Origin of the sequence: Bacteroides sp. AM44-19 (genome assembly GCF_003603395.1) — a bacterium.
GTDB lineage: Bacteria > Bacteroidota > Bacteroidia > Bacteroidales > Bacteroidaceae > Bacteroides > Bacteroides uniformis.
The window spans coordinates 805,773-824,486 of sequence record NZ_QTNB01000001.1 but is presented as its reverse complement, the minus strand read 5'-3'; the positions used below and the strand labels follow the sequence as shown (position 1 = coordinate 824,486).

At 47.6% G+C, this 18,714-nt stretch carries 24 protein-coding genes; 11 read left to right on the top strand and 13 right to left on the bottom strand.

The genetic code is table 11. From position 1 onward, the window contains the following. Nucleotides 1-20: 20 nt before the first annotated feature. Complete coding sequence (locus DW947_RS03785; RefSeq protein WP_025834754.1) at nucleotides 21-662, bottom strand: helix-turn-helix domain-containing protein; 642 nt, start codon at nucleotides 660-662, stop codon at nucleotides 21-23. Between the two features lie 149 nt (nucleotides 663-811). On the opposite strand from DW947_RS03785, the gene DW947_RS03780 reads away from it, so the two are divergent. From DW947_RS03780 to DW947_RS03770, 3 genes are all read left to right on the top strand, one after another. Beyond that, the gene (locus tag DW947_RS03780; protein ID WP_005826447.1) at nucleotides 812-988 is read left to right on the top strand and encodes a histone H1; all 177 of its coding nucleotides are present in this window, start codon (nucleotides 812-814) and stop codon (nucleotides 986-988) included. A 94-nt stretch (nucleotides 989-1,082) separates the two neighbouring features. Continuing rightward, nucleotides 1,083-2,348, top strand: coding sequence for a putative DNA modification/repair radical SAM protein (locus DW947_RS03775; RefSeq protein ID WP_057252776.1), 1,266 nt, complete (start codon nucleotides 1,083-1,085; stop codon nucleotides 2,346-2,348). Further along, a complete protein-coding gene (locus DW947_RS03770; protein WP_057281770.1) occupies nucleotides 2,345-3,118 on the top strand; it encodes a TIGR03915 family putative DNA repair protein in 774 nt (257 codons plus the stop codon). The genes DW947_RS03775 and DW947_RS03770 overlap by 4 nt, the downstream gene beginning before the upstream one ends. Nucleotides 3,119-3,124: 6 nt before the next feature. Here DW947_RS03770 and DW947_RS03765 read toward each other — a convergent pair whose 3' ends face one another. Genes DW947_RS03765 through DW947_RS03745 form a run of 5 tightly spaced genes read right to left on the bottom strand, consistent with a single transcriptional unit; the run spans nucleotide 3,125 to nucleotide 7,879 of the window. Continuing rightward, a complete protein-coding gene (locus DW947_RS03765; protein ID WP_057281828.1) occupies nucleotides 3,125-3,793 on the bottom strand; it encodes an MgtC/SapB family protein in 669 nt (222 codons plus the stop codon). Between the two features lie 25 nt (nucleotides 3,794-3,818). After that, nucleotides 3,819-4,799, bottom strand: a complete 981-nt coding sequence (locus tag DW947_RS03760; RefSeq protein WP_044467371.1) for a lytic transglycosylase domain-containing protein — start codon at nucleotides 4,797-4,799, stop codon at nucleotides 3,819-3,821. A gap of 42 nt (nucleotides 4,800-4,841) precedes the next feature. Beyond that, nucleotides 4,842-5,567: an SDR family NAD(P)-dependent oxidoreductase gene (locus DW947_RS03755; protein ID WP_005826453.1), complete on the bottom strand. Its 726-nt coding sequence runs from the start codon at nucleotides 5,565-5,567 to the stop codon at nucleotides 4,842-4,844. Nucleotides 5,568-5,579: 12 nt separating this feature from the next. Further along, nucleotides 5,580-5,990 carry a secondary thiamine-phosphate synthase enzyme YjbQ gene (locus DW947_RS03750; protein ID WP_005826454.1) on the bottom strand — a complete coding sequence of 137 codons (411 nt, stop codon included), beginning with the start codon at nucleotides 5,988-5,990 and terminating at the stop codon, nucleotides 5,580-5,582. Nucleotides 5,991-6,013: 23 nt separating this feature from the next. Then, entirely contained in the window at nucleotides 6,014-7,879 is a 1,866-nt protein-coding gene (locus DW947_RS03745; protein WP_119958449.1) for a PAS domain-containing sensor histidine kinase, read from the bottom strand. A 212-nt stretch (nucleotides 7,880-8,091) separates the two neighbouring features. On the opposite strand from DW947_RS03745, the gene DW947_RS03735 reads away from it, so the two are divergent. The 3 genes from DW947_RS03735 to DW947_RS03725 are packed head-to-tail and all read left to right on the top strand — an operon-like array spanning nucleotide 8,092 to nucleotide 9,534. After that, on the top strand, nucleotides 8,092-8,838 hold the full coding sequence (locus tag DW947_RS03735; protein WP_009036626.1) for an SGNH/GDSL hydrolase family protein: 747 nt from the start codon (nucleotides 8,092-8,094) through the stop codon (nucleotides 8,836-8,838). Nucleotides 8,839-8,860: 22 nt separating this feature from the next. After that, nucleotides 8,861-9,325, top strand: a complete 465-nt coding sequence (locus DW947_RS03730; RefSeq protein ID WP_117963485.1) for a MaoC family dehydratase — start codon at nucleotides 8,861-8,863, stop codon at nucleotides 9,323-9,325. A gap of 2 nt (nucleotides 9,326-9,327) precedes the next feature. Beyond that, nucleotides 9,328-9,534: a hypothetical protein gene (locus tag DW947_RS03725; protein ID WP_009036627.1), complete on the top strand. Its 207-nt coding sequence runs from the start codon at nucleotides 9,328-9,330 to the stop codon at nucleotides 9,532-9,534. Here DW947_RS03725 and DW947_RS03720 read toward each other — a convergent pair. From DW947_RS03720 to DW947_RS03710, 3 genes are read right to left on the bottom strand one after another with little or no spacing between them, the layout of a single operon-like run. Next, a complete protein-coding gene (locus DW947_RS03720; protein WP_009036628.1) occupies nucleotides 9,480-9,836 on the bottom strand; it encodes a nitrous oxide-stimulated promoter family protein in 357 nt (118 codons plus the stop codon). The genes DW947_RS03725 and DW947_RS03720 overlap by 55 nt on opposite strands. 2 nt (nucleotides 9,837-9,838) lie before the next feature. Continuing rightward, nucleotides 9,839-10,117 (bottom strand): zinc ribbon domain-containing protein, encoded by a 279-nt coding sequence (locus tag DW947_RS03715; protein WP_005835861.1) that lies wholly within the window; start codon nucleotides 10,115-10,117, stop codon nucleotides 9,839-9,841. Nucleotides 10,118-10,153: 36 nt separating this feature from the next. Further along, the gene (locus tag DW947_RS03710; RefSeq protein WP_005835863.1) at nucleotides 10,154-10,612 is read right to left on the bottom strand and encodes a GNAT family N-acetyltransferase; all 459 of its coding nucleotides are present in this window, start codon (nucleotides 10,610-10,612) and stop codon (nucleotides 10,154-10,156) included. A gap of 145 nt (nucleotides 10,613-10,757) precedes the next feature. Between DW947_RS03710 and DW947_RS03700 the strand changes: the two genes are divergently transcribed. The 3 genes from DW947_RS03700 to nfo are packed head-to-tail and all read left to right on the top strand — an operon-like array spanning nucleotide 10,758 to nucleotide 12,463. Then, nucleotides 10,758-11,240, top strand: a complete 483-nt coding sequence (locus tag DW947_RS03700; protein ID WP_005826470.1) for a PepSY-like domain-containing protein — start codon at nucleotides 10,758-10,760, stop codon at nucleotides 11,238-11,240. 58 nt (nucleotides 11,241-11,298) lie between these two features. After that, a complete protein-coding gene (locus DW947_RS03695) occupies nucleotides 11,299-11,616 on the top strand; it encodes an MGMT family protein (RefSeq protein ID WP_117963484.1) in 318 nt (105 codons plus the stop codon). A 4-nt stretch (nucleotides 11,617-11,620) separates the two neighbouring features. Continuing rightward, nucleotides 11,621-12,463, top strand: coding sequence for a deoxyribonuclease IV (nfo, locus tag DW947_RS03690; protein WP_005826472.1), 843 nt, complete (start codon nucleotides 11,621-11,623; stop codon nucleotides 12,461-12,463). A 4-nt stretch (nucleotides 12,464-12,467) separates the two neighbouring features. Here the strand turns inward: nfo and DW947_RS03685 are convergent, their stop codons facing one another. The 3 genes from DW947_RS03685 to DW947_RS03675 are packed head-to-tail and all read right to left on the bottom strand — an operon-like array spanning nucleotide 12,468 to nucleotide 15,007. Continuing rightward, nucleotides 12,468-12,857 carry a VOC family protein gene (locus tag DW947_RS03685; protein ID WP_009036630.1) on the bottom strand — a complete coding sequence of 130 codons (390 nt, stop codon included), beginning with the start codon at nucleotides 12,855-12,857 and terminating at the stop codon, nucleotides 12,468-12,470. A gap of 12 nt (nucleotides 12,858-12,869) precedes the next feature. Beyond that, nucleotides 12,870-13,340, bottom strand: a complete 471-nt coding sequence (locus DW947_RS03680) for a GNAT family N-acetyltransferase (RefSeq protein WP_009036631.1) — start codon at nucleotides 13,338-13,340, stop codon at nucleotides 12,870-12,872. Between the two features lie 38 nt (nucleotides 13,341-13,378). After that, nucleotides 13,379-15,007, bottom strand: a complete 1,629-nt coding sequence (locus DW947_RS03675) for an RluA family pseudouridine synthase (protein WP_165859460.1) — start codon at nucleotides 15,005-15,007, stop codon at nucleotides 13,379-13,381. A 451-nt stretch (nucleotides 15,008-15,458) separates the two neighbouring features. Here DW947_RS03675 and DW947_RS03665 point away from each other — a divergent pair, with 451 nt between their 5' ends. Together DW947_RS03665 and DW947_RS03660 are read left to right on the top strand one after the other, a co-directional pair. Continuing rightward, nucleotides 15,459-17,054: a sensor histidine kinase gene (locus DW947_RS03665; RefSeq protein ID WP_117963483.1), complete on the top strand. Its 1,596-nt coding sequence runs from the start codon at nucleotides 15,459-15,461 to the stop codon at nucleotides 17,052-17,054. Between the two features lie 58 nt (nucleotides 17,055-17,112). Continuing rightward, complete coding sequence (locus DW947_RS03660) at nucleotides 17,113-17,970, top strand: MBL fold metallo-hydrolase (RefSeq protein WP_005826480.1); 858 nt, start codon at nucleotides 17,113-17,115, stop codon at nucleotides 17,968-17,970. Between the two features lie 90 nt (nucleotides 17,971-18,060). Here DW947_RS03660 and aat read toward each other — a convergent pair whose 3' ends face one another. After that, on the bottom strand, nucleotides 18,061-18,711 hold the full coding sequence (aat, locus tag DW947_RS03655; RefSeq protein WP_005826481.1) for a leucyl/phenylalanyl-tRNA--protein transferase: 651 nt from the start codon (nucleotides 18,709-18,711) through the stop codon (nucleotides 18,061-18,063). Between the last annotated feature and the right edge of the window lie 3 nt (nucleotides 18,712-18,714).

Below are 18,714 nucleotides of genomic sequence, written 5' to 3'. Positions count from 1 at the left end.
ACTTGACGGAATCTCCTTGCCTATTTCAGCCTGAAGTGAAATTTGTGTCCTTCAAACACCGGTTCCACTATGTCATAACGAACAAACTTTGCCAGCAGATGTTCGGCGGCGCGTCGGGAAAGATGCGCCAGGCGGCAGTAACGGTTCAGTGAAAGGCGGTCGTTTTCTTCCAGCAGATTGAGCAACAGTTGTTCCCGTTCGGTATATTCTATCAGTTCTCCTTTCGGACTTCCGCTTTGCTGCCAGACGCGCAGATGGACGGGAGTAGCCAGGATGTTTTCATCCTTGATGCGGAGATAGGCCAAGTATTTTCCTGTTTCGTCCTTGGCATATACCGGCTTCCGGTCACTTTCCTCGATTTGTACCACCAGCACACTGCGGCCTTCCACCAGATAGGTCTGCATGGTGTAGTTCACTTCGGGGCTGCAATAAAGTCCGGCAGCCGCTTCTATCATATATTGTTCTTCGTCCGAACGGACACCGGCAATTTTCCCGTTATCTTTCACTCCGATGAGCAGTTTTCCACCGTCTGTATTGGCAAAGGCTGAAAGGGTTTTGGCTATCTTGCGGGCGTCGGATATTTCGAACTTGAAATCCTGCTGTTGGTGCTCTCCTTCGGCTATGAGAGCGTGTATATATTCGGTGTCAGTAAGCGTTTTCATGCTTGCAAAAGTAGATAAAAAACGCGTAAGAGCCCCTTTTTGCGGCGATTTTACCGAATATTTCAAAAAAAATATCGTTTTTCTGCATTTATTTCAAGAAAGAATGTATTTTTGCCAGACATTATTAACGAAGTAATTTAAAAAGGATTATGAAAGAATTAGTTGAAAAAGTAGCTGCATTGTATGCAGACTTCTCAAAAGATGCAAACGCTCAGTTGGAAAACGGTAACAAGGCAGCAGGAACTCGCGCTCGTAAGGCTTCTTTGGAAATCGAAAAAGCTATGAAGGAATTCCGCAAAGCATCTTTGGAAGCTTCTAAGAAGTAAGAAAAAAAGCATATTTGATGCTGCGAAAGACTGCCACTACTGGCGGTCTTTTTTGTTTTTGAAAAGTATTATTGTTACTTTTGGCGCAGGTATTATGGATGAAAACGTTCTCAATAAATTGAAGATACTGGCAGAGTCGGCAAAGTATGACGTCTCTTGTTCCTCCAGTGGTACGGTGCGCTCCGGCAAGGCGGGTATGCTGGGGAACACTGTGGGCGGTTGGGGTATCTGTCACAGCTTTGCCGAGGACGGTCGGTGCATTTCCCTGCTCAAAGTGATGCTTACCAATTATTGCATCTACGACTGCGCCTACTGCATCAACCGCCGCAGCAACGACCTGCCGCGTGCCACGCTGTCGGTGGCCGAGCTTGTAGACCTCACCATGGAGTTCTATCGCCGCAACTATATCGAAGGGCTTTTCCTGAGCAGTGGGGTGGTGCGTAATCCCGATTACACGATGGAACGCCTGGTGCGCGTTGCCAAGGACCTCCGCACTATCCATCGTTTCAACGGATATATCCATCTGAAGAGCATTCCCGGTGCCAGCCGCGAACTGGTGAATGAGGCAGGACTTTATGCCGACCGTCTCAGCGTCAATGTCGAGATACCGAAGGAGGAGAACCTGAAACTGCTTGCCCCGGAGAAAGACCATAAGAGTGTATATGCGCCTATGCGCTACATCCAGCAGGGAGTCCTTGAAAGTTCGGAAGAACGCAAGAAACACCGCCACGCTCCTCGTTTCGCTCCTGCAGGACAAAGCACACAGATGATAGTAGGCGCTACCGCCGAGACGGACAAGGATATTCTGTATCTTTCGTCGGCCCTCTACAAGGGACCTACGATGCGGCGTGTCTACTATTCGGGCTATATTTCCGTCAATACCTACGATAAGCGCCTGCCGGCATTGAAGCAGCCCCCTTTGGTACGTGAAAACCGGCTCTACCAAGCCGATTGGTTAATGCGTTTTTATCAGTTCAAGGTGGAGGAAATAGTGGATGATGCCTACCCGGACCTTGATTTGGAGATTGACCCCAAGCTGTCCTGGGCTTTGCGCCATCCCGAGCAGTTTCCGGTCGATGTGAACAAGGTGGATTATGAGATGTTGCTCCGCGTGCCGGGCATCGGCGTGAAGTCGGCACGGCTGATAGTGGCTTCCCGACGTTTCTCCAAGATAGGTTTCTACCAGTTGAAGAAGATAGGGGTGGTGATGAAGAAGGCGCAGTATTTCATTACCTGCTGCGAGTTGCCGATGCGCACGGTCAATGAGCTGACTCCGCAAGGGGTACGCAGTCTGCTGTTGCCCAAACCGAACAAGAAAAAAGTGGATGAGAGGCAGTTGATGCTTGATTTTGGCGAATGAATATCTTTTTATACGATAAGACTTTTGAGGGATTGCTGACTTCTGTTTTTGAAGCCTATTCCCGCCGCATTTTCCCCGATACACTGTTGTTGGAGGGAGAGCCTCTACCATTGTTCTACGATGAAATATTTACAGTGATAACCGATGAGGAGAAGTCCGGTCGCGTCTGGCGCGGATTGCAGAAGAAGCTGTCGTCTGCGGCACTTGCCTGCCTCGCCCAGTGCTGGCTGGCCGAGGAGCCGGAAACTCCCATGCTCCTTTTCCGCTATATCCGCAAGGCAATAGATGCTCCTCGTTCCATTGAAACAAACTTTGCCGACCCTGATGTGCTGGAGTTCTCCCGTATGTGGAAGCGGGTGGATTGGGAGCGTATACGCCTGCTTCAGTTTGTCCGTTTCCAGAAAGCTGCGGACGGTACTTTCTTTGCGGCTGTCAAGCCCGAGAAGAATGCCCTTCCCCTGGTGACGGAGCATTTCAAGGACCGTTTTGCCGACCAGCGTTGGCTGATTTATGACATCAGACGAGCCTATGGGTACTATTACGACTTGAAAGAGGTGCGCCAGGTGACTTTTGGTGAGGACAGTCGCGAAGGACATCTTGTCACCGGCATGCTCGACGAAAGTCTGATGGACAAAGACGAACGGCTTTTCCAATCTCTCTGGAAAACCTATTTCAAGGCAATCTGCATCAAGGAACGCCTCAATCCCCGGAAGCACAAGCAGGACATGCCCGTGCGATATTGGAAATATCTGACGGAAAAACAGCAGTGATTCCCTTTATTCGATTTTCTCCACTGTCACTTCGGGAAATTCCTGCATCAGTTGCAGCAAATATCCCTCATCATAGCCTTTCTTGGATTTGATGACCATGGTCACTTGATAGTTGGTGTACTCTCCCTGCACTTGCCGGTCCAGGTTGTAGGACACCACCAGATAGTCTTTGGAGTTGAATCGCCGGGACACTTGCGGCAGTATCTCTTTACTGGAAGTGGAAAAGGTTATCACGGAACTTTTCATGCCAATGCTTTTGAAAATAAGGCTCAACAGTTCGAGCCCTGCCAGAGTCAGCAGGGTGGCGGCAATGCTGATGGCGTACATTCCTGCACCTACTGCCAATCCGATGCCTGCAGTAGCCCATATTCCTGCGGCTGTTGTCAGTCCCCTGACTATCTGTTTCTGGAAAATGATGGTACCCGCACCGATGAATCCGATACCGCTGACTACTTGTGCGGCAACACGGCTGGGGTCCAGCGTCACACTGCTTTCCTTGATGATTTCTTGAAAACCATATTGGGATACAATCATGATGAGCGCGCTTCCCAATGATACCAGGAAATGGGTGCGGTAGCCTGCTTCTTTGGCACGGTATTCCCGGTCCAGTCCGATAATGGCACCCAATATTCCGGCTACCAGCAACCTGAGCACAAAATCAAAGTTTAACATCATCATCGTATCCTCTCTTTCTTTTTTATTAATTGATGACCCAATTCTTATTGTGGGGCACTGTTTTCTTGGGGTTGTAATGCATTCCGGCTTGTGTCGGTATTTTTAGTATGTATGTACGTCCGCTTTTATTCATCAGCGAGGTATCCCGCAGCCACGGATTGGCATCTTTCAGTTGGGCATAGGTGATGCCTTTATCTTTGGCAAACTGTGCCAGGTTGCCGATGCCCGTTGTGACGGTCACTTCCGTGTAGGGGATGGGCGGATAAAGATGTTCCCGTTTCAACAGAAAGCCGTACTGCTGCGGATTGCTGATGACTGCTTTGGCTGCCAGCAGGCGGAACATGTAGCGCGAAGTCTCTTCTACCAGCCATAAGTCGACAGCCTGGTCCACCATTTGCTTCTGCAGTTGTGTGGAGATGCGTCCTTGCCCGGCATTGTAGGCAGCGGCTACGCACAGCCAGTTCCCGTATTTCTGATAAGCATCTTTCAGGTACTTGCAGGCTGCTTTGGTCTCTTTCTCTATATGGTATCGTTCGTCAATGTTGCTGTTCACCTCCAGTCCGAATTCGCGTCCGGTGGCAGGCATGAACTGCCATAGGCCGGCGGCACCCGCAGGCGATTTGGCAAGCGGGTTCAGGTTGCTTTCTATCACAGCGAGGTACTTGAAGTCATCGGGCAGGCCGTTGGCTTTTAGTATAGGTTCTATGACGGGGAAGTAGCGGTTGGCACGCTTCACCATGAGCATGGTGGTGGAGTGCATGTAGGTGAAGGACATCAGTTCGCGGTCCATACGTTCGTGGTGGTCGTAGCGAAGCAGGTCAATAGCTTGTCCGGCAAAAGTGATCTTGTCCGGTACGCTGGGGGAGGTCACGCAGTAGGGAACTTCGGATTTCACGGAATCGCGTTCGGGATTCAGCGTACTGCTGCCTGCGAGGAAGGGGAGGCTGGAACCTGCGCACAGTGCAATGGCAGCGGTAAGCACGATATATTTTGAATTTTTCTTCATGTCTGTATGTCTATTTCTGTTTGGAGACGTGAAGATACGAAATCAATTCGTTATAGGCAACCTTTCCCATAGCCATCGTGGAATCATACGCCAAAAAAATACCAGTACCCGGTAGCGTCCGTCAATGACAACTACCCGTCTCTTTTCTCTTAAAGCCTTGATTATGTGCTGTGCTACACGGTCTGCTTTCATCAGCATCGGGTATTTCCCGCTTTTCAATAAATCGGTGGCAACAAATCCCGGACGGATGTCGGTGAAGTGTATATCAAGATGCTGCATCCGGGCAAGTTGTGCCAGCGCTTCGATATAGGTATTCTGGAAGCGTTTGGTGGCAGAGTAGGCCGGTGCAACGCCCAGTCCTTTAGTGCCTGCAATGGAACTGATGACAGCAATATGTCCGGAGCCTTTTTCCTTGAAATAGTTGAAGGCGGCAGTCACCATGCGGGTAAATCCCTCTACATTGGTACGTGCCGTGTTCAGTTCGATGTCCGGTTGTAAGTCCCGGTTTTGATGTCCCACGCCGGAACTGAGGAAAAACAGGTCTATGCCTCCCAGCTTTTTTATCAGGTTATGGAGGTGTAGAGTCGCTGTCTCTTCCGTAACGTCCAGCTGTTCCGTGACTATCCGGTCGGGTGCGGTGGCTTGCAGGGCATGCAATGCTTCCTCTCTTCTGCCGGCAATACCTATATGCCAGCCTTGTTGTACAAGTATCCTGGCTACTTCTTGTCCGATGCCTGAAGTGGCACCGATGATGATGGCTTTCTGCATGATGATAGGGGATTATCCGATGACGGTTGCTACAATTCTTCTTCCTCCGCCCCGGTTGCGGAACTCGCAGAGATAGATGCCTTGCCAGATACCTATGTTCAGACGCCCATTGGTGATGGGGATGGTGAGGCTGGTTCCGCTGAGGGTTGCCTTGGCATGGGCGGGCATATCGTCATCGCCTTCGCATGTATGTTGGTAATAAGGTTCCCGTTCTTTTACGAGGCGGTTGAAGATGGCTTCCATATCTGTCTGTACGTCAGGGTCTGCATTCTCGTTGATGGTGAGGCCTGCGCTTGTATGCTTGATGAACAGATGCAGGATTCCGGCAGACGGAAGCGGTGGAAGGTTGCGTATAATCTCCTCTGTCACCAGGTGAAAGCCACGCCGGCGAGGGGTTAGGGTAAATTCTTTCTGTGCGGTCATAAATCATTGTTTTTCGTTTGTTGTCAGGATGGTCTTGTCCGGCAGGGCAGTTCCACGGTGAATGAGCTTCCCACTCCCATTGTCGAATCTACGGTAATCACTCCATTCATTTTCTCAACGATGGATTTGCAGATGGAGAGTCCTAATCCGGCACCTTGGGCAAAAGAGTCCACCTTTTCAAACCGTTCGAATATCATTCCCAGTTTGTCGGGGGGAATACCGCATCCAGTATCGGAAACACTGATTCTTATTCCGTCTGTGTCCGTTTCGTAGTACACTTCGATATGTCCCTGCACGGTGTTTTTCAGTGCATTCGATATGAAGTTGTTCAGTATCTGTTTGATGCGCATCGGGTCGTGCTCTATCTGGCCGGGGGGTACCGGATACCTGGCAAAGAGTTTCACTCCTGCCGGAACGTTCCGTTCGTACTCGGTAATACTTTCCTCGATGAGTTCTGCCGGATTGAACCATTCGGAATGGAGCTCTATGTGTCCGGCCTCTATCTTGGAAAGGTCCAGAACGTCGTTGATTAGTTTGAGCAACAGTTGGTTGTTGTGGTTTATCAAAGAGATGTACTGTTCCCTTTCCTGCTCGTTTTCCACGTAGTGCAGTAGGCTGGAGAAACCGATAATCGCATTTAGCGGCGTGCGGATTTCATGGCTCATATTGGCAAGGAAAGCGGATTTCAGCCGGTCTGCCTCTTCGGCCTTTTCCTTGGCTTGTATCAGCATTGCCTCCGTCTGCTTTAATTGGGTGATGTCATAATTGATGCAGATAATCTCTATGATGTTCTGTTCAGGCATGTAGCGTTCTACAATGATGTTGACGTGGGTCCACATGAAAGAACCGTCTTCTTTAAGAACACGTACTTCCCGGCTGAGCTTGTGTGCCAGTCCTCTCTTTACGTTCTGTAGGAAGTCAAGCATGATAGTACGGTCGTCTGGGTGGAGATGATTGTAGGTTCCGATGATTTTGGACAACGGTGTTTCTGTTTTCTCACCCAAGTTCTTGTACCAGCTGCGTTGGGCATAGCCTTGCTCATTAAGAAGGTCATAATTGGCATATCCCACTTTGGCATAGTCACCTATAAGCTCAAAGTGGCTCTCGAACTCTTGTATTTTGTTGTAAGCGACGGTCGTTTCCGTTTTGTCTGCGTTGATTAGCAGATAGTTGGTCAGGTTGTGATTATCGTCGTAAAGGCTTGTGACTTTGGTTACAAGGTCTATGGTGCCCGTCTTCTTCTGTGTCTTGTAGTAATTGCCTATTTTAGAGAAGTCATACCGGAAAGTGAAGTCTGCATTTTCATGTTTTCTTAACTTGCTTTTCATCTCTTCCGGGAAAATCGGATTCTCGAAAATATTAATTCCAAGTAGATCTTCTTTCTGTTTGAGATGGAACATTTCCTGCTCTTTGTCATTCATATCTATCAATATTCCCTCTCGGTTATAGAGCTCAATTCCTACCGGAAGATATTTATAAATATTATGGAGGAGACGGTTACGCTCTTGTAAGGCTTGGGATGCCGATGACATGTCGGGACCGTCTTGTGTTTCGGCAATGCCGTAGACTTTGACATTACCGTTTTCATCGGTTCTCTGCAGGCATATCTTGCTTCTTATCCACGTTGGACCCTCTACTGTGTTGAGCACAGTCTCTTGTGTCTGCCGGATATTGTCGAAGGAATGTGTGGTAGTATGCCGTTGTTCCTCTTTCAGGATACGTTTGTTGAAATCTTTAAAGCTGATGGTTCCATCCTCATCCAGTCCCAGCAACCGGGAGATATATTCGGAGCAAATGTAGCTTTCGGTCTTTAAATCAGCTTCCCACCATCCCATATTGGCATTGGTCATCATTGCTGACAGTAAGTCATAATCAAATTTAGAATTCATACCGGAATCTTTAATAGTGATGTTTTTGTTCTGCCACAACAATTAAGATATTGACAAAGATACATTATTTCCAAATTAATCTGTGATGAACGGAAATAAAAATAAGGGTTATATGTGTTTTTGGGAAATGGGAAAAAGGTACCCGAGTTTTTGTACTTGCCGGAATAAGACGTATATTTGTTGCAATTTTTACATTCTAACAAGAAAATGCCATGAAGCGTATTGGACTCTTTGTAATAGTTTTTTTCTGCATATCACTCTTACTCCATGCAAGCGGCCCGCGTGTCTTGTTTATCGGAGATTCTATCACGGACGGTAACTGGGGAAATGCCTGCGGGATGCCCAAACCGACTGCGGAACGAAGCCTTTGGGATATGAACCATATTTACGGTAGCGGCTATATGTATTTGTGTGCAAGTCGTTATCAAGGAGATTTTCCGGAAAAGGAATATGCTTTTTTTAACCGTGGCATCAGTGGAAACACTCTCCGGGATTTGGAGAAACGCTGGGAAGAGGATGTCATTGGAATGAAACCGGATGTGCTTTCCGTCTTGGTGGGGACAAACGATGTACATTACTATCTGCAGGGTGACAAAAAAGAGCCTTTTGATTTTGAAGGATGGGAGAAGTGTTACCGTTCCTTGCTTGACCGTTCTTTACAGGCCAATCCGGAATTGAAGATAGTGCTGGGCACTCCTTTTGTTGCCAATGTCGGCAATATGCGTAAGAGTGAGGACTTTGCAGAACGTGATAGTCTGGTGCGTCGCTGTGCCGCCATCGTAGAGAGGATAGCGAAGGACTATCAGACGGTATTTCTTCCTTATAATGCGATGTTCGATGAAATTCTCGGCACTGCTCCGGCTTCTCAAGACACCTATTGGATTTGGGACGGTATCCACCCCACTCCTGCAGGGCATAAACGAATGGCGGATATGTGGATAAAGCGTGTGAATTTATAATTTATCAATAAAATAGAGAGTAATGGAAAAAGTGATTATCAACTCGTACGAGGATTTTGAAAAGCTGGTAGGCCAGCAAATCGGTGTTTCGGAATATGTAGAGCTCCCTCAGGAGTGTATCAATCTGTTTGCTGATGCGACATTGGACCATCAGTGGATACACGTCGATACGGAACGCGCCAAAGTGGAAAGCCCTTTTAAGAGCACTATTGCACATGGGTATCTCACCTTGTCCATGTTGCCATATCTGTGGAACCAGATTATTGAAGTGAACAACCTGAAGATGATGATTAATTATGGTATGGACAAGATGAAGTTCGGTCAGGCGGTATTGTCCGGACAGAGCATCCGACTGGTTGCCCATTTACAATCTCTGTCGAATTTGCGCGGCGTAGCAAAGGCAGAAATAAAGTTTGCCATCGAAATACAAGGTGAAAAGAAGAAGGCATTGGAAGGGGTGGCTATATTTTTGTATTATTTCAATTGATTATGCGTAAGATGGTATGCCCCCAATGCAAGGTGGGGGCATTTTTTGTGATGAACGGACAAGGTGAGCGCCTGCCGGTCTACATCTCTGACAAAGGCGAGATTGTGCCTAAAGACAGCACCTCTTCATTGGAAGGATACGACCTGGATACGGTTTATTGTTTGTGCTGTTCCTGGCGCGGAACTCCGAAACGTTTGGTGAGATACTGATGGACATATTCCTGCCACAAATGGCAGAGTGCCGCCACGGGATGGTATAACAGCATCCGTGGTCCGGCATACCGCATGACTTTACGCATCCGTTCTTTCATTTCGGGCTTGTAGCAGTGAATGCTGCATTGCCTGCAGGTGGATTTATTCTCACCGAAAGGACAGCGTGAAAGACGAATGCGGGCATATCCCAGCAATTCCTCGCATCGGGGACACAATTGCTTGTTACCTTCCTTTTTCCGGCAGTAGAGGCGGACCATCCGTTCTACTGTCTGTTTTTCCTGCTCGATACGGGATGGCATGTTTATTGTTTGGACTGCCAGCGTTTCAAGGTCGGGAAGAATTCTTTCATACCGGCAATGGCTTCCTCTTTAGTGAAATTCATTCCGGAATCCTTGTTGAATTCGTCGGTGAACTGTGCACAATGTTCTATCATTTCGTCCATAGTGCAGTCTTGTGCAAAATTGCCGTGCTGGTAGCAATAGGTGCAATATTCCTCGTTGAGGCTACCGTCGGCATTGGTTCCGAGTACTTCTGCAGATGACAAGGGCATTCCGCAGCTTTGGCAAAGTTTAGCTTCCATAATGTGTGGAGTTAAGTGATATGCAAATATAGGATATTATTTTGGTTGAAGCGTCCTTTTCAGATAAATCATGTCTTTCAGTTGCTTGCCTCCTTCAAATATGGGGTGGTCGTAATTATCGATAAAGAAATCGGGTACCCGGTGTGAGTATGCAAATCCGCAGCTTTCATAGAAGGGGATGGTTAGCGGACTGTCTCCAGTGCCGACAAGCATAGTATGGCACCGGTCTTTATAATGTTCAAGAACGAATGCTATCAGTTGTCTTCCATATCCCTGGCGCTGGTATTCCGGATAGACAGCTATGCTCTTTATTTCGTAGATTCCTTTATCCTCGCAGGTGATTACACAAGACGCTTTGACTGTATCATTATCGGATAGGATGAACATCTCTCCCCGTTCCAGATAACGGTCAATCATGGACTCTTGTTCGTCGGCAAGCAGCAGCAGGTCAAGATATTGCTTTTTGTTGCCGGATATGGGATGTATTCTTATCATATTTCTGAATTTCTGGTGTGAAGTTAGTCATTTTCTATTGAATTACAATGGATATCTCTTTTTAACTGTTGAATGGTTGAGAGTTGCAGGTGAACAAAATCTGCCATACGCCGTTCTTCTCATAACATGATAATCTGATGAAGTTATGAGTAAGTTGAAATTCTCTTTTCTGGTTTTGATGCTGATGGTATCAGTCTCGGCTTCTGCCGATTGGGCACCTGCTGATGTACAGGCTGCACTGAAGAAAATGTATCCTACGGCAGATGGTGTTGCCTGGTCGCATGATGAATCTTATTATGTGGCAGATTTCCTGATGAACGGTTTTGATACGAAAGTCTGGTTTGACGGGCAGGCGCAATGGGTAATGCAACAGACGGACTGGGAGACAATGGACGAAGTGCCCCCTGCCGTTTACAATGCTTTTGCCGCCAGTGAATATTCCGGAGGGATGGTGCAGAATGTCACTTGGGTACAGTTTCCCAAATGGCAGTCCATCGTGGCGGTAGAGGTAGGGATGGCAAATCTCCAGACGAAATATCAGATATTGTTTACCCCGACGGGCGAAATCATCCGTGCCCGTAATGTCACCTATACATACAATCCGCTCGGCGCAGCCACTTTCTTGTAACGTCTGTTCGCATACCTGCTGAATTTATCATATCTTTGCCTTCCCAAACCAGACTTTTATGGACAAAGACACTTTTCAGCAGGAGGTTTATAATGTAGTGGCCGCAATCCCTCTGGGGCGGGTGGTGACGTACGGACAGATAGCCTATCTTGTCGGAAGACCTCAATGTTCGCGCATGGTGGGACATGCTATGCACAATGTGCCCGACGGCATGTGTTTGCCCTGCCATCGGGTAGTGAACAGCCAGGGCAGGCTGGCACCGTGCTGGGCGGAACAGCGGGCTTTGCTGGAGGCAGAGGGCGTGACGTTCAGAAAGAATGGGTGTGTGGACATGAAAAAATGCCAGTGGGAATTCATGAAAGAGCAAATACAATAAGATTATGAAATTTATAGGTGCACATGTATCGGCCAGTGGGGGAGTGGAAGCGGCTCCCGTCAATGCCAGTGAGATAGGGGCAAATGCTTTTGCCTTGTTTACCAAGAACCAGCGTCAGTGGGTGGCAAGGCCGCTGACGGAGGAGAGTATCAGGGTGTTTAAGGAAAATTGCGGGAAGCTTGGCTTCGATTCCCGCTATATCCTGCCTCACGACAGTTATCTGATAAATTTAGGGCATCCCGAAGAAGAAGGGTTACAGAAAAGCCGTGCCGCTTTTCTGGATGAGATGCAGCGCTGCGAACAATTAGGGCTGAAGTTACTGAATTTTCATCCGGGCAGCCATCTGAATAAGATTTCCGTGGAAGAGTGTCTGGACAAGGTCGCTGAATCCATTAATCTTATATTGGGCAAGACGCACGATGTGGTGGCTGTCATAGAGAACACAGCCGGGCAGGGTAGCAATGTGGGAAATGAGTTCTGGCAGCTGGGACATATCATTGACCGGGTGGATGACAAGTCTCGCGTTGGAGTTTGCCTTGATACCTGCCACACGTATACAGCAGGCTATGATATAGTGAATGAGTATGACAAGGTGTTTGAGGAGTTTGACGCAGCGGTAGGTTTCGGCTATCTGCGCGGTATACACCTGAATGACTCCAAGAAAGCACTCGGCTCCAGAGTAGACCGTCACGACAGCATCGGCAAGGGGCTGATAGGTATGGATTTCTTCCGGCGCTTTATGCAAGATGTGCGTTTTGACGGTATACCTATTATTTTGGAGACGCCCGATGAATCGCTTTGGGCAGAGGAGATAAAACTGTTGAGAAGCTTTGTCTCCTCTGATTGAGAGACTATGCCCTGAATACACATTCTATACGGTTACCGTCCGGGTCGAGGACGACACTTTCAAAATATCCGTCGCCGGAGGTACGGGGCTCTCCTGCGATGGTATATCCCGCTGTACGTAGCCGTTCTGTCTGTCGGAGGACAGCTTCCTGGCTGTCGAAGGCAAAGGCAAAGTGGGTCAGTCCCAGTCTGTTTTCCTCAATAGGGGTATTCTGTATGTCCGTACGGCTCATCAGTTCCAAATCCGTTCCTTCATCGAAGTGAAGGAAATAAGATTCGAATCCTTTTTGGGGGTTGATGTACTTTTCATTGCTGCTCCCGTTGAAGTAACGTGTGTAGAACTCTTTCATCTCTTCCAGTCGGAAGGTCCAGATGGCGATGTGATGTATCTTCATAAGTTTGCTAAATTATAATCTGTGTTCTACCCGAGTAATCTGTGGTGGGGTTGGTAATTGCAGATGCAGAATAGGGAAAGGCTTTCCCGTCGGGTCGGTTTCGTCCCGGCCGGCCACTTGGAATCCCATATGTTGGTAAAATCGGCAAGCTTGTCCGTTCTGCTCGTTTACATCCACTTTGTGGATGTGTTTTTGGTGGACGGCGTACTCCATGAGCCGTTTTCCGTATCCCTTACCTTGTTGGTCAGGACGGACAAACAACATCTCGATGAGTTCATCGCTCAGTCCCATAAAGGCGGCAATTTCTTCTTTTTCGTTGCGGATGATGTAAAGCTCTACGGCAAGAAAGTACTGCTCTCTTATCAGTGGTTTGTAAAACTGTATATCCTTTTCTGCCAGGAAGTGGTGTGTGCTGCGGACAGAGGCTTCCCAGACGGTCAACAGTTCGTCATAATCTTGTGGGGTAGGTCGGAGTATCATCATTTATTGCATTACTTTGCTGGTTATTAATCAGTAGGCAGTCAGAATTCAGCTTCTTTGGTAATCCTTACGGTTTCTCCCGTTATAGGGTGGGTAAATTCTAAGTATTCGGCATGCAGATAAAGCCGGTCTGCTTTCTCCCCGTAAAGTTCATCACCGATGATGGGGCAGTGCAAGCCAAGCGGGTGTGCTGCATGTATACGTAGCTGATGGGTTCTTCCCGTGCGCGGATAGAAAGCGATACGGGTCCGTTTCCCGTCCAGACGTTCCAGAACTTGATAATCGGTGATGGCGGGCTTTCCGTGTTCGGTGTGTACCATTTGCCGTGGGCGGTCAAGTGGATTCAGGCAAAGTGGGAGGTCGACCGTACCTTTGTCCTTTGGGACAATACCCTCGAGCAATGCGACATAACGTTTCCTGACCAGGCGGTTCTTGAACTGGGCCTGCAGGTTCTGGTGTACACGCTTGGTCTTGGCAATGAGCATTAAACCGGAAGTGGCCATGTCGAGACGATGCACCGTCAGGGGACCGTCAGCTTCGGGATATTGCTCACGCATCAGGCTATAAACGGAGACTGCATCTTCCTTGCCGGGAACAGACAGCATTCCTGCCGGTTTGTTGATGACCGAAAGCCATGGGTCCTCATAAACAATCTCCAGATTCTTGGAGGGTACCTGCATTCTTTTCAACATGGGGTTTTCCTCTACTTGTAGACCTTGCAGCATGTGTTGCAGTATAGGTTCGCACTTTCCTTTGCAAGCCGGATAATAGTGGCCGTGATGGCGTATCTCTGTCTTGGGGGAATCACCCCACCAGAATTCGGCCATGGCAATAGGTTTCCATCCGTGCAGATAAGCTTGTTGCAGCAGTTTGGGGGCCGCACATTCACCCGCACCGGCAGGAGGTGTCTTGTGCACGGTCTGCCCGAATATCTCACAGAGATTCTTGACTTCTCCCCGGTAATTCAGCATCCCGAACTGTTCGAATAGCTTTTGCTGCAATGCTGCAGAGCGGGTTTTACGTTCAGACTTCAATGCTGAAATCCGTCTTTCCCAGTCTTCTGTCTGCGTTTGCAGTGTGGTAATCCTTGCTTTCCATGAACGTTCCAGGCGTTTATATTCTGCCTTTTGGAACTGGCTTTCCCGTATCAGTTCGGCTTCTTCCTGCGCATTGAGTTCTTTTTCTTTTCTGCGCTGTTCTCTGGCTGTTTTGGCTTCTTTCAACTGTGCTTTGGCTGTTGCCAGTATGTTTTCTGCTGACTGAATGGTCCGGGCAAGCTCTGCTGATAAGGCGGCATATGCTTTGTCATTTTCCAGTTGCCGGATGTTGCGGTTGATGGAAGAGATGTTCTCTTCTTCTATCTTGAAAAAGCCTTGTGGCTGTAGCAAGTCATATACGGGAGGAACAAAAAAGGGATGTAGGTTCTTTCCGGCCAATATGCCTGAGAATGCAGCTAAATATCCGGTTTCTCCATGCTCGGTTTGTACAATCAGTACCCCGAACATTTTGCCTTGGCGCAGTTCGTCCTTCCATGCAGTTTGTCGGGTAAGATAGCTTTGTACTTCTTTGGCTGCCAATATACATAATGGGTGCGGAGTATAGCAGAAAGGATAGGTGAACCTTTCCGGAAGCGGAATGTCGGTTATGGAAGTAGTAAAACGATGCAACATCATGTTGCAAAGATACTATATTTCTCTCATAACAGACCGTTTGTACTGCAAATCTTTATTTCGTTGTATATAGGTTGTATCGCTTATGAAGAAAAAAACATCTTTGGGAAAGTTTTACTTATTCTCCGTTTATACAAATATGTATATATGTGTGAATTAACTTTGTTTTTGATAAATTGGCAACTCTGTTATCCTTAAAAAATGACTATTAATCTGTCTCGGATATTTTCTTCTTCCATAGACTTCTTTTTGTGTACTTTAGATGTTATGCCGTCGTATGAATACGGATGAAGAGCTTTTGCCTTAGTGATACTTGTAAAATAAATTAAGTTATTGCCTTTTTTGTTTTATTGGGGAATGGTTGTTTTTTAAACTTCCTGGATATATAAAAGAAACTTATTTCTCTTTAAAAAGTTGTATATTAGCGCCTTAAAGTTTTTCAAAAGATTATATGGGCAAAAACAAAGAGAAATTAAACATATTCTTGCTTCATTTTCTAGAACGGTTGAATAGCAATGAACCCAATGAAAGGAAAGTTATTGAATCGTTGACCGATTTCTGCAACTACTATGACTTTACGAAAGGGTTTATCTATCAGACTGACGGATTCCGTTATTTCTTATTGAAAGAAACGATTGGAAATGAAGGTGGGACTATGAAACCCCGTTTCGATATGGGAGAGTTGAAAAAGGAGCATGTCGATGCCATGAAAGCTCGGGATAAACCTTTCTATGGAAACAGAAATGCGGATGCTTCATGGGACGATATTGACATTCTTGATTTCTACGGTGAGGATTCTTTGTTAATCAGGCATTTTGAAGATACTGAGGGTAAAATCATCGGATTCATAGGTTTTGCAGGCAGGGAGGAAGAGACCTATCTCACGGAAGAGGAGTTGCAAATCATTCATCTCTTGCTGGGCTCGTTCTCTAAGGAAATTGCGGTCAGGGAATATAAGGAAAGGGAAGTGAGGGCCAGCAATACATTAGGCAGTATCATGAATAATATGGGCGTTGATATTTACGTCAACTCTTTCGATTCCCACGATATGTTGTATGCCAATAGGTCTATGGTGGAACCATATGGCGGTATCGAGCATTTCTGGGGGAAAAAATGCTGGGAGGCCCTCTACTCGGACAAGACGGGGGAGTGTGAGTTCTGCCCAAAGAGGCATTTGATAGATGAAAACGGACACCCCACCAAAGTCTATTCGTGGGATTATCAACGGCCATTTGACAAGTGTTGGTTTCGCGTGTTCAGTGCAGCCTTTGCTTGGGTGGACGGGCAGATGGCGCATGTCATTACCAGTGTGGATATCGACCATCAGAAAAAGATAGAGGAGGAATTGCGGGTCGCCAAGGATAAGGCAGAACATCTGGACCGCTTGAAGTCTGCTTTCCTGGCCAATATGAGTCATGAAATCCGTACTCCGCTCAATTCCATTGTCGGTTTTGCAAGCATCATTGCCGAACTGGACGCTAGGGAAGAACGCCAGGAATACCTTGCCATCATGCAGGAGAATACGGAACTGCTCTTGCAACTGATATCCGACATTCTGGATTTAGCAAAGATAGAAGCGGGAACACTCGATTATAATATGGGGTATGTGGATGTCAGTGACTTCTGTAAGGACGTGATGCGCAACTATGATATAAAGGAAGACAAGGCTGTACCGGTTCTGTTGGCTCCCGACTTGCCCGATTACCGTATCTATACCGACAAGAAACGTCTGATGCAGGTGGTCACCAATTTTATAAACAATGCTTTGAAGTTCACCAGTGAAGGGCAGATCCTTTTGGAATATCATCCGGTGGAAGGTACCGGTCAGATAGAGTTTTCTGTGACGGACACCGGTATGGGTATTGCTCCGGATACCGTGGCTACTGTGTTCGACCGCTTTGTAAAGCTCAATACCTTTGCGAAGGGCACGGGTTTAGGCTTGTCCATCTGTAAAAGTATCATTGAGCATCTTGGCGGGACTATCGGTGCTGAGTCGGAATTGGGAGTCGGCAGCCGTTTTTGGTTCAGGCATCCGTGTGCCGAATGATTTTATTTGCCTATATTTGTGCGAACTTCAATATTTATGGATAAAAAACTCTGTACCGATGAAAAACAAGACATGGACGTGCCTGGTTGTTGTGTCAGCAGCATTGCTGATGGCGGGTTGCGGCAGCAGGACAAAGAAACAAACAAATGAAGATGTAAGTATGGATAGTGTCGGTGTAACATGCAGTGGTGTAAAGACCTTGCAACTGGAGGGAGTGCAGGCCACTTGGATTCAGGATAATGCTGGTGAGCATTTGATGCCGAGAACGATTTTCCCGGATGCAAGCGATGAATTGATGGAAAGTTTGTCGCTTCAAGGCGGTATTCCTTCTTCCATGAGCACCTTCCTGGTAGATACGAATGGTATCCGTATCCTTTTTGATACGGGAATGGGAGCTCCCGGCAGTCGTCTGTTGCCCGGATTACAATCTTTGGGTATCTCTCCGGCAGATATTGGATATCTGTATCTTACCCATTTCCATGGCGACCATATCGGTGGAATGATGAAGGGAGACAGTGTAGTCTTCCCGAATGCCGAAGTGTACGCATCAAAAGTGGAATATGATGCCTGGATGGCAATGCCTGCCGAAAGGAAGGCGCAGGTCGTAAAGACGATGGATGCCTATAAGGAACGGCTGCATCTGTTTGAGTTTGGCGATACCTTGCCGGGCAATGTGGTTGCCATGGAGGCAGTCGGTCATACTCCCGGTCATACGGTTTTCCAGAGTGGCAAGTTACTGGTGATTGGTGACCTCATCCATGGTGCGGCCCTTCAGTTGGAGCATCCGGAATACTGCGCTTCCTATGATATGGATAAGGAAGCTGCCGTGAAAGCACGCAAGTATTTCCTCCAATATGCCAAGGACAACCAATTGACGATGGCAGGTATGCATCTTCCTGCTCCGGCCTTCAAATAGAATAGGAGAGTGTCAAAAGTATATGAGTACTTTCATTATGCTATATTTAGGCGCGGATAGTTCTGAGCCCCTCGTTATTCCTTTTTACTTTTAGAAGCGGCAGTCTTGTTCGATGTATGTCATATATTCGTCGTAACTGATGTGCCTGCCTCCCATTGTTTTGAGGTGAGGGGTTTCGAACTGGCAATCTATCATGACGCCTCCATGTTCCCTGAAGAATTGGGCCAGATGGATGAGGGCCAGCTTCGAGGCGCTGGGAACGAGTGAGAACATGCTCTCTCCAAAGAAACAACGTCCCAGGGTCACTCCGTACAGCCCACCTACCAATTGCTCTTCTTCCCATACTTCCACGCTGGCGGCGAATCCTTGTTCGTGCAGGTGCGTATAGGCTTCCATCATCTTCGTTCCGAGCCAGGCGCCTTCTTGTTCTATCCGCAATTCTCCGCAGGTTTGTATGATGTCTTGGAAAGCTTCGTTGAAGGTGATTTCGTACTTTCCTTTGTTGATGAGCGTACGCATGGAGTGGGAGATATGGATTTCGTCCGGAAAGATGACGAAACGGTCCATCGGGCACCACCATTGTATCAGTTCTTCCCGAAATGCGTACCAGGGGAAGATGCCGTTGGAGTACGCCAGGATGAGGCGGTCAATGGATAGGTCACCGCCCACAGCGAGCAACCCGTCGGGGTCGCCGTAGTGAGGGTCGGGGAAAGCAAGTTTATCCGTCAGTTGAAAGACCATATC

What these genes read in the sequence shown, in the direction of transcription:
- DW947_RS03785 (WP_025834754.1), bottom strand. Translation starts at nt 662, where the DNA reads ATGAAAACGCTTACTGACACCGAATATATACACGCTCTCATAGCCGAA.
- DW947_RS03780 (WP_005826447.1), top strand. Translation starts at nt 812, where the DNA reads ATGAAAGAATTAGTTGAAAAAGTAGCTGCATTGTATGCAGACTTCTCA.
- DW947_RS03775 (WP_057252776.1), top strand. Translation starts at nt 1,083, where the DNA reads ATGGATGAAAACGTTCTCAATAAATTGAAGATACTGGCAGAGTCGGCA.
- DW947_RS03770 (WP_057281770.1), top strand. Translation starts at nt 2,345, where the DNA reads ATGAATATCTTTTTATACGATAAGACTTTTGAGGGATTGCTGACTTCT.
- DW947_RS03765 (WP_057281828.1), bottom strand. Translation starts at nt 3,793, where the DNA reads ATGATGTTAAACTTTGATTTTGTGCTCAGGTTGCTGGTAGCCGGAATA.
- DW947_RS03760 (WP_044467371.1), bottom strand. Translation starts at nt 4,799, where the DNA reads ATGAAGAAAAATTCAAAATATATCGTGCTTACCGCTGCCATTGCACTG.
- DW947_RS03755 (WP_005826453.1), bottom strand. Translation starts at nt 5,567, where the DNA reads ATGCAGAAAGCCATCATCATCGGTGCCACTTCAGGCATCGGACAAGAA.
- DW947_RS03750 (WP_005826454.1), bottom strand. Translation starts at nt 5,990, where the DNA reads ATGACCGCACAGAAAGAATTTACCCTAACCCCTCGCCGGCGTGGCTTT.
- DW947_RS03745 (WP_119958449.1), bottom strand. Translation starts at nt 7,879, where the DNA reads ATGAATTCTAAATTTGATTATGACTTACTGTCAGCAATGATGACCAAT.
- DW947_RS03735 (WP_009036626.1), top strand. Translation starts at nt 8,092, where the DNA reads ATGAAGCGTATTGGACTCTTTGTAATAGTTTTTTTCTGCATATCACTC.
- DW947_RS03730 (WP_117963485.1), top strand. Translation starts at nt 8,861, where the DNA reads ATGGAAAAAGTGATTATCAACTCGTACGAGGATTTTGAAAAGCTGGTA.
- DW947_RS03725 (WP_009036627.1), top strand. Translation starts at nt 9,328, where the DNA reads ATGCGTAAGATGGTATGCCCCCAATGCAAGGTGGGGGCATTTTTTGTG.
- DW947_RS03720 (WP_009036628.1), bottom strand. Translation starts at nt 9,836, where the DNA reads ATGCCATCCCGTATCGAGCAGGAAAAACAGACAGTAGAACGGATGGTC.
- DW947_RS03715 (WP_005835861.1), bottom strand. Translation starts at nt 10,117, where the DNA reads ATGGAAGCTAAACTTTGCCAAAGCTGCGGAATGCCCTTGTCATCTGCA.
- DW947_RS03710 (WP_005835863.1), bottom strand. Translation starts at nt 10,612, where the DNA reads ATGATAAGAATACATCCCATATCCGGCAACAAAAAGCAATATCTTGAC.
- DW947_RS03700 (WP_005826470.1), top strand. Translation starts at nt 10,758, where the DNA reads ATGAGTAAGTTGAAATTCTCTTTTCTGGTTTTGATGCTGATGGTATCA.
- DW947_RS03695 (WP_117963484.1), top strand. Translation starts at nt 11,299, where the DNA reads ATGGACAAAGACACTTTTCAGCAGGAGGTTTATAATGTAGTGGCCGCA.
- nfo (WP_005826472.1), top strand. Translation starts at nt 11,621, where the DNA reads ATGAAATTTATAGGTGCACATGTATCGGCCAGTGGGGGAGTGGAAGCG.
- DW947_RS03685 (WP_009036630.1), bottom strand. Translation starts at nt 12,857, where the DNA reads ATGAAGATACATCACATCGCCATCTGGACCTTCCGACTGGAAGAGATG.
- DW947_RS03680 (WP_009036631.1), bottom strand. Translation starts at nt 13,340, where the DNA reads ATGATGATACTCCGACCTACCCCACAAGATTATGACGAACTGTTGACC.
- DW947_RS03675 (WP_165859460.1), bottom strand. Translation starts at nt 15,007, where the DNA reads ATGTTGCATCGTTTTACTACTTCCATAACCGACATTCCGCTTCCGGAA.
- DW947_RS03665 (WP_117963483.1), top strand. Translation starts at nt 15,459, where the DNA reads ATGGGCAAAAACAAAGAGAAATTAAACATATTCTTGCTTCATTTTCTA.
- DW947_RS03660 (WP_005826480.1), top strand. Translation starts at nt 17,113, where the DNA reads ATGAAAAACAAGACATGGACGTGCCTGGTTGTTGTGTCAGCAGCATTG.
- aat (WP_005826481.1), bottom strand. Translation starts at nt 18,711, where the DNA reads ATGGTCTTTCAACTGACGGATAAACTTGCTTTCCCCGACCCTCACTAC.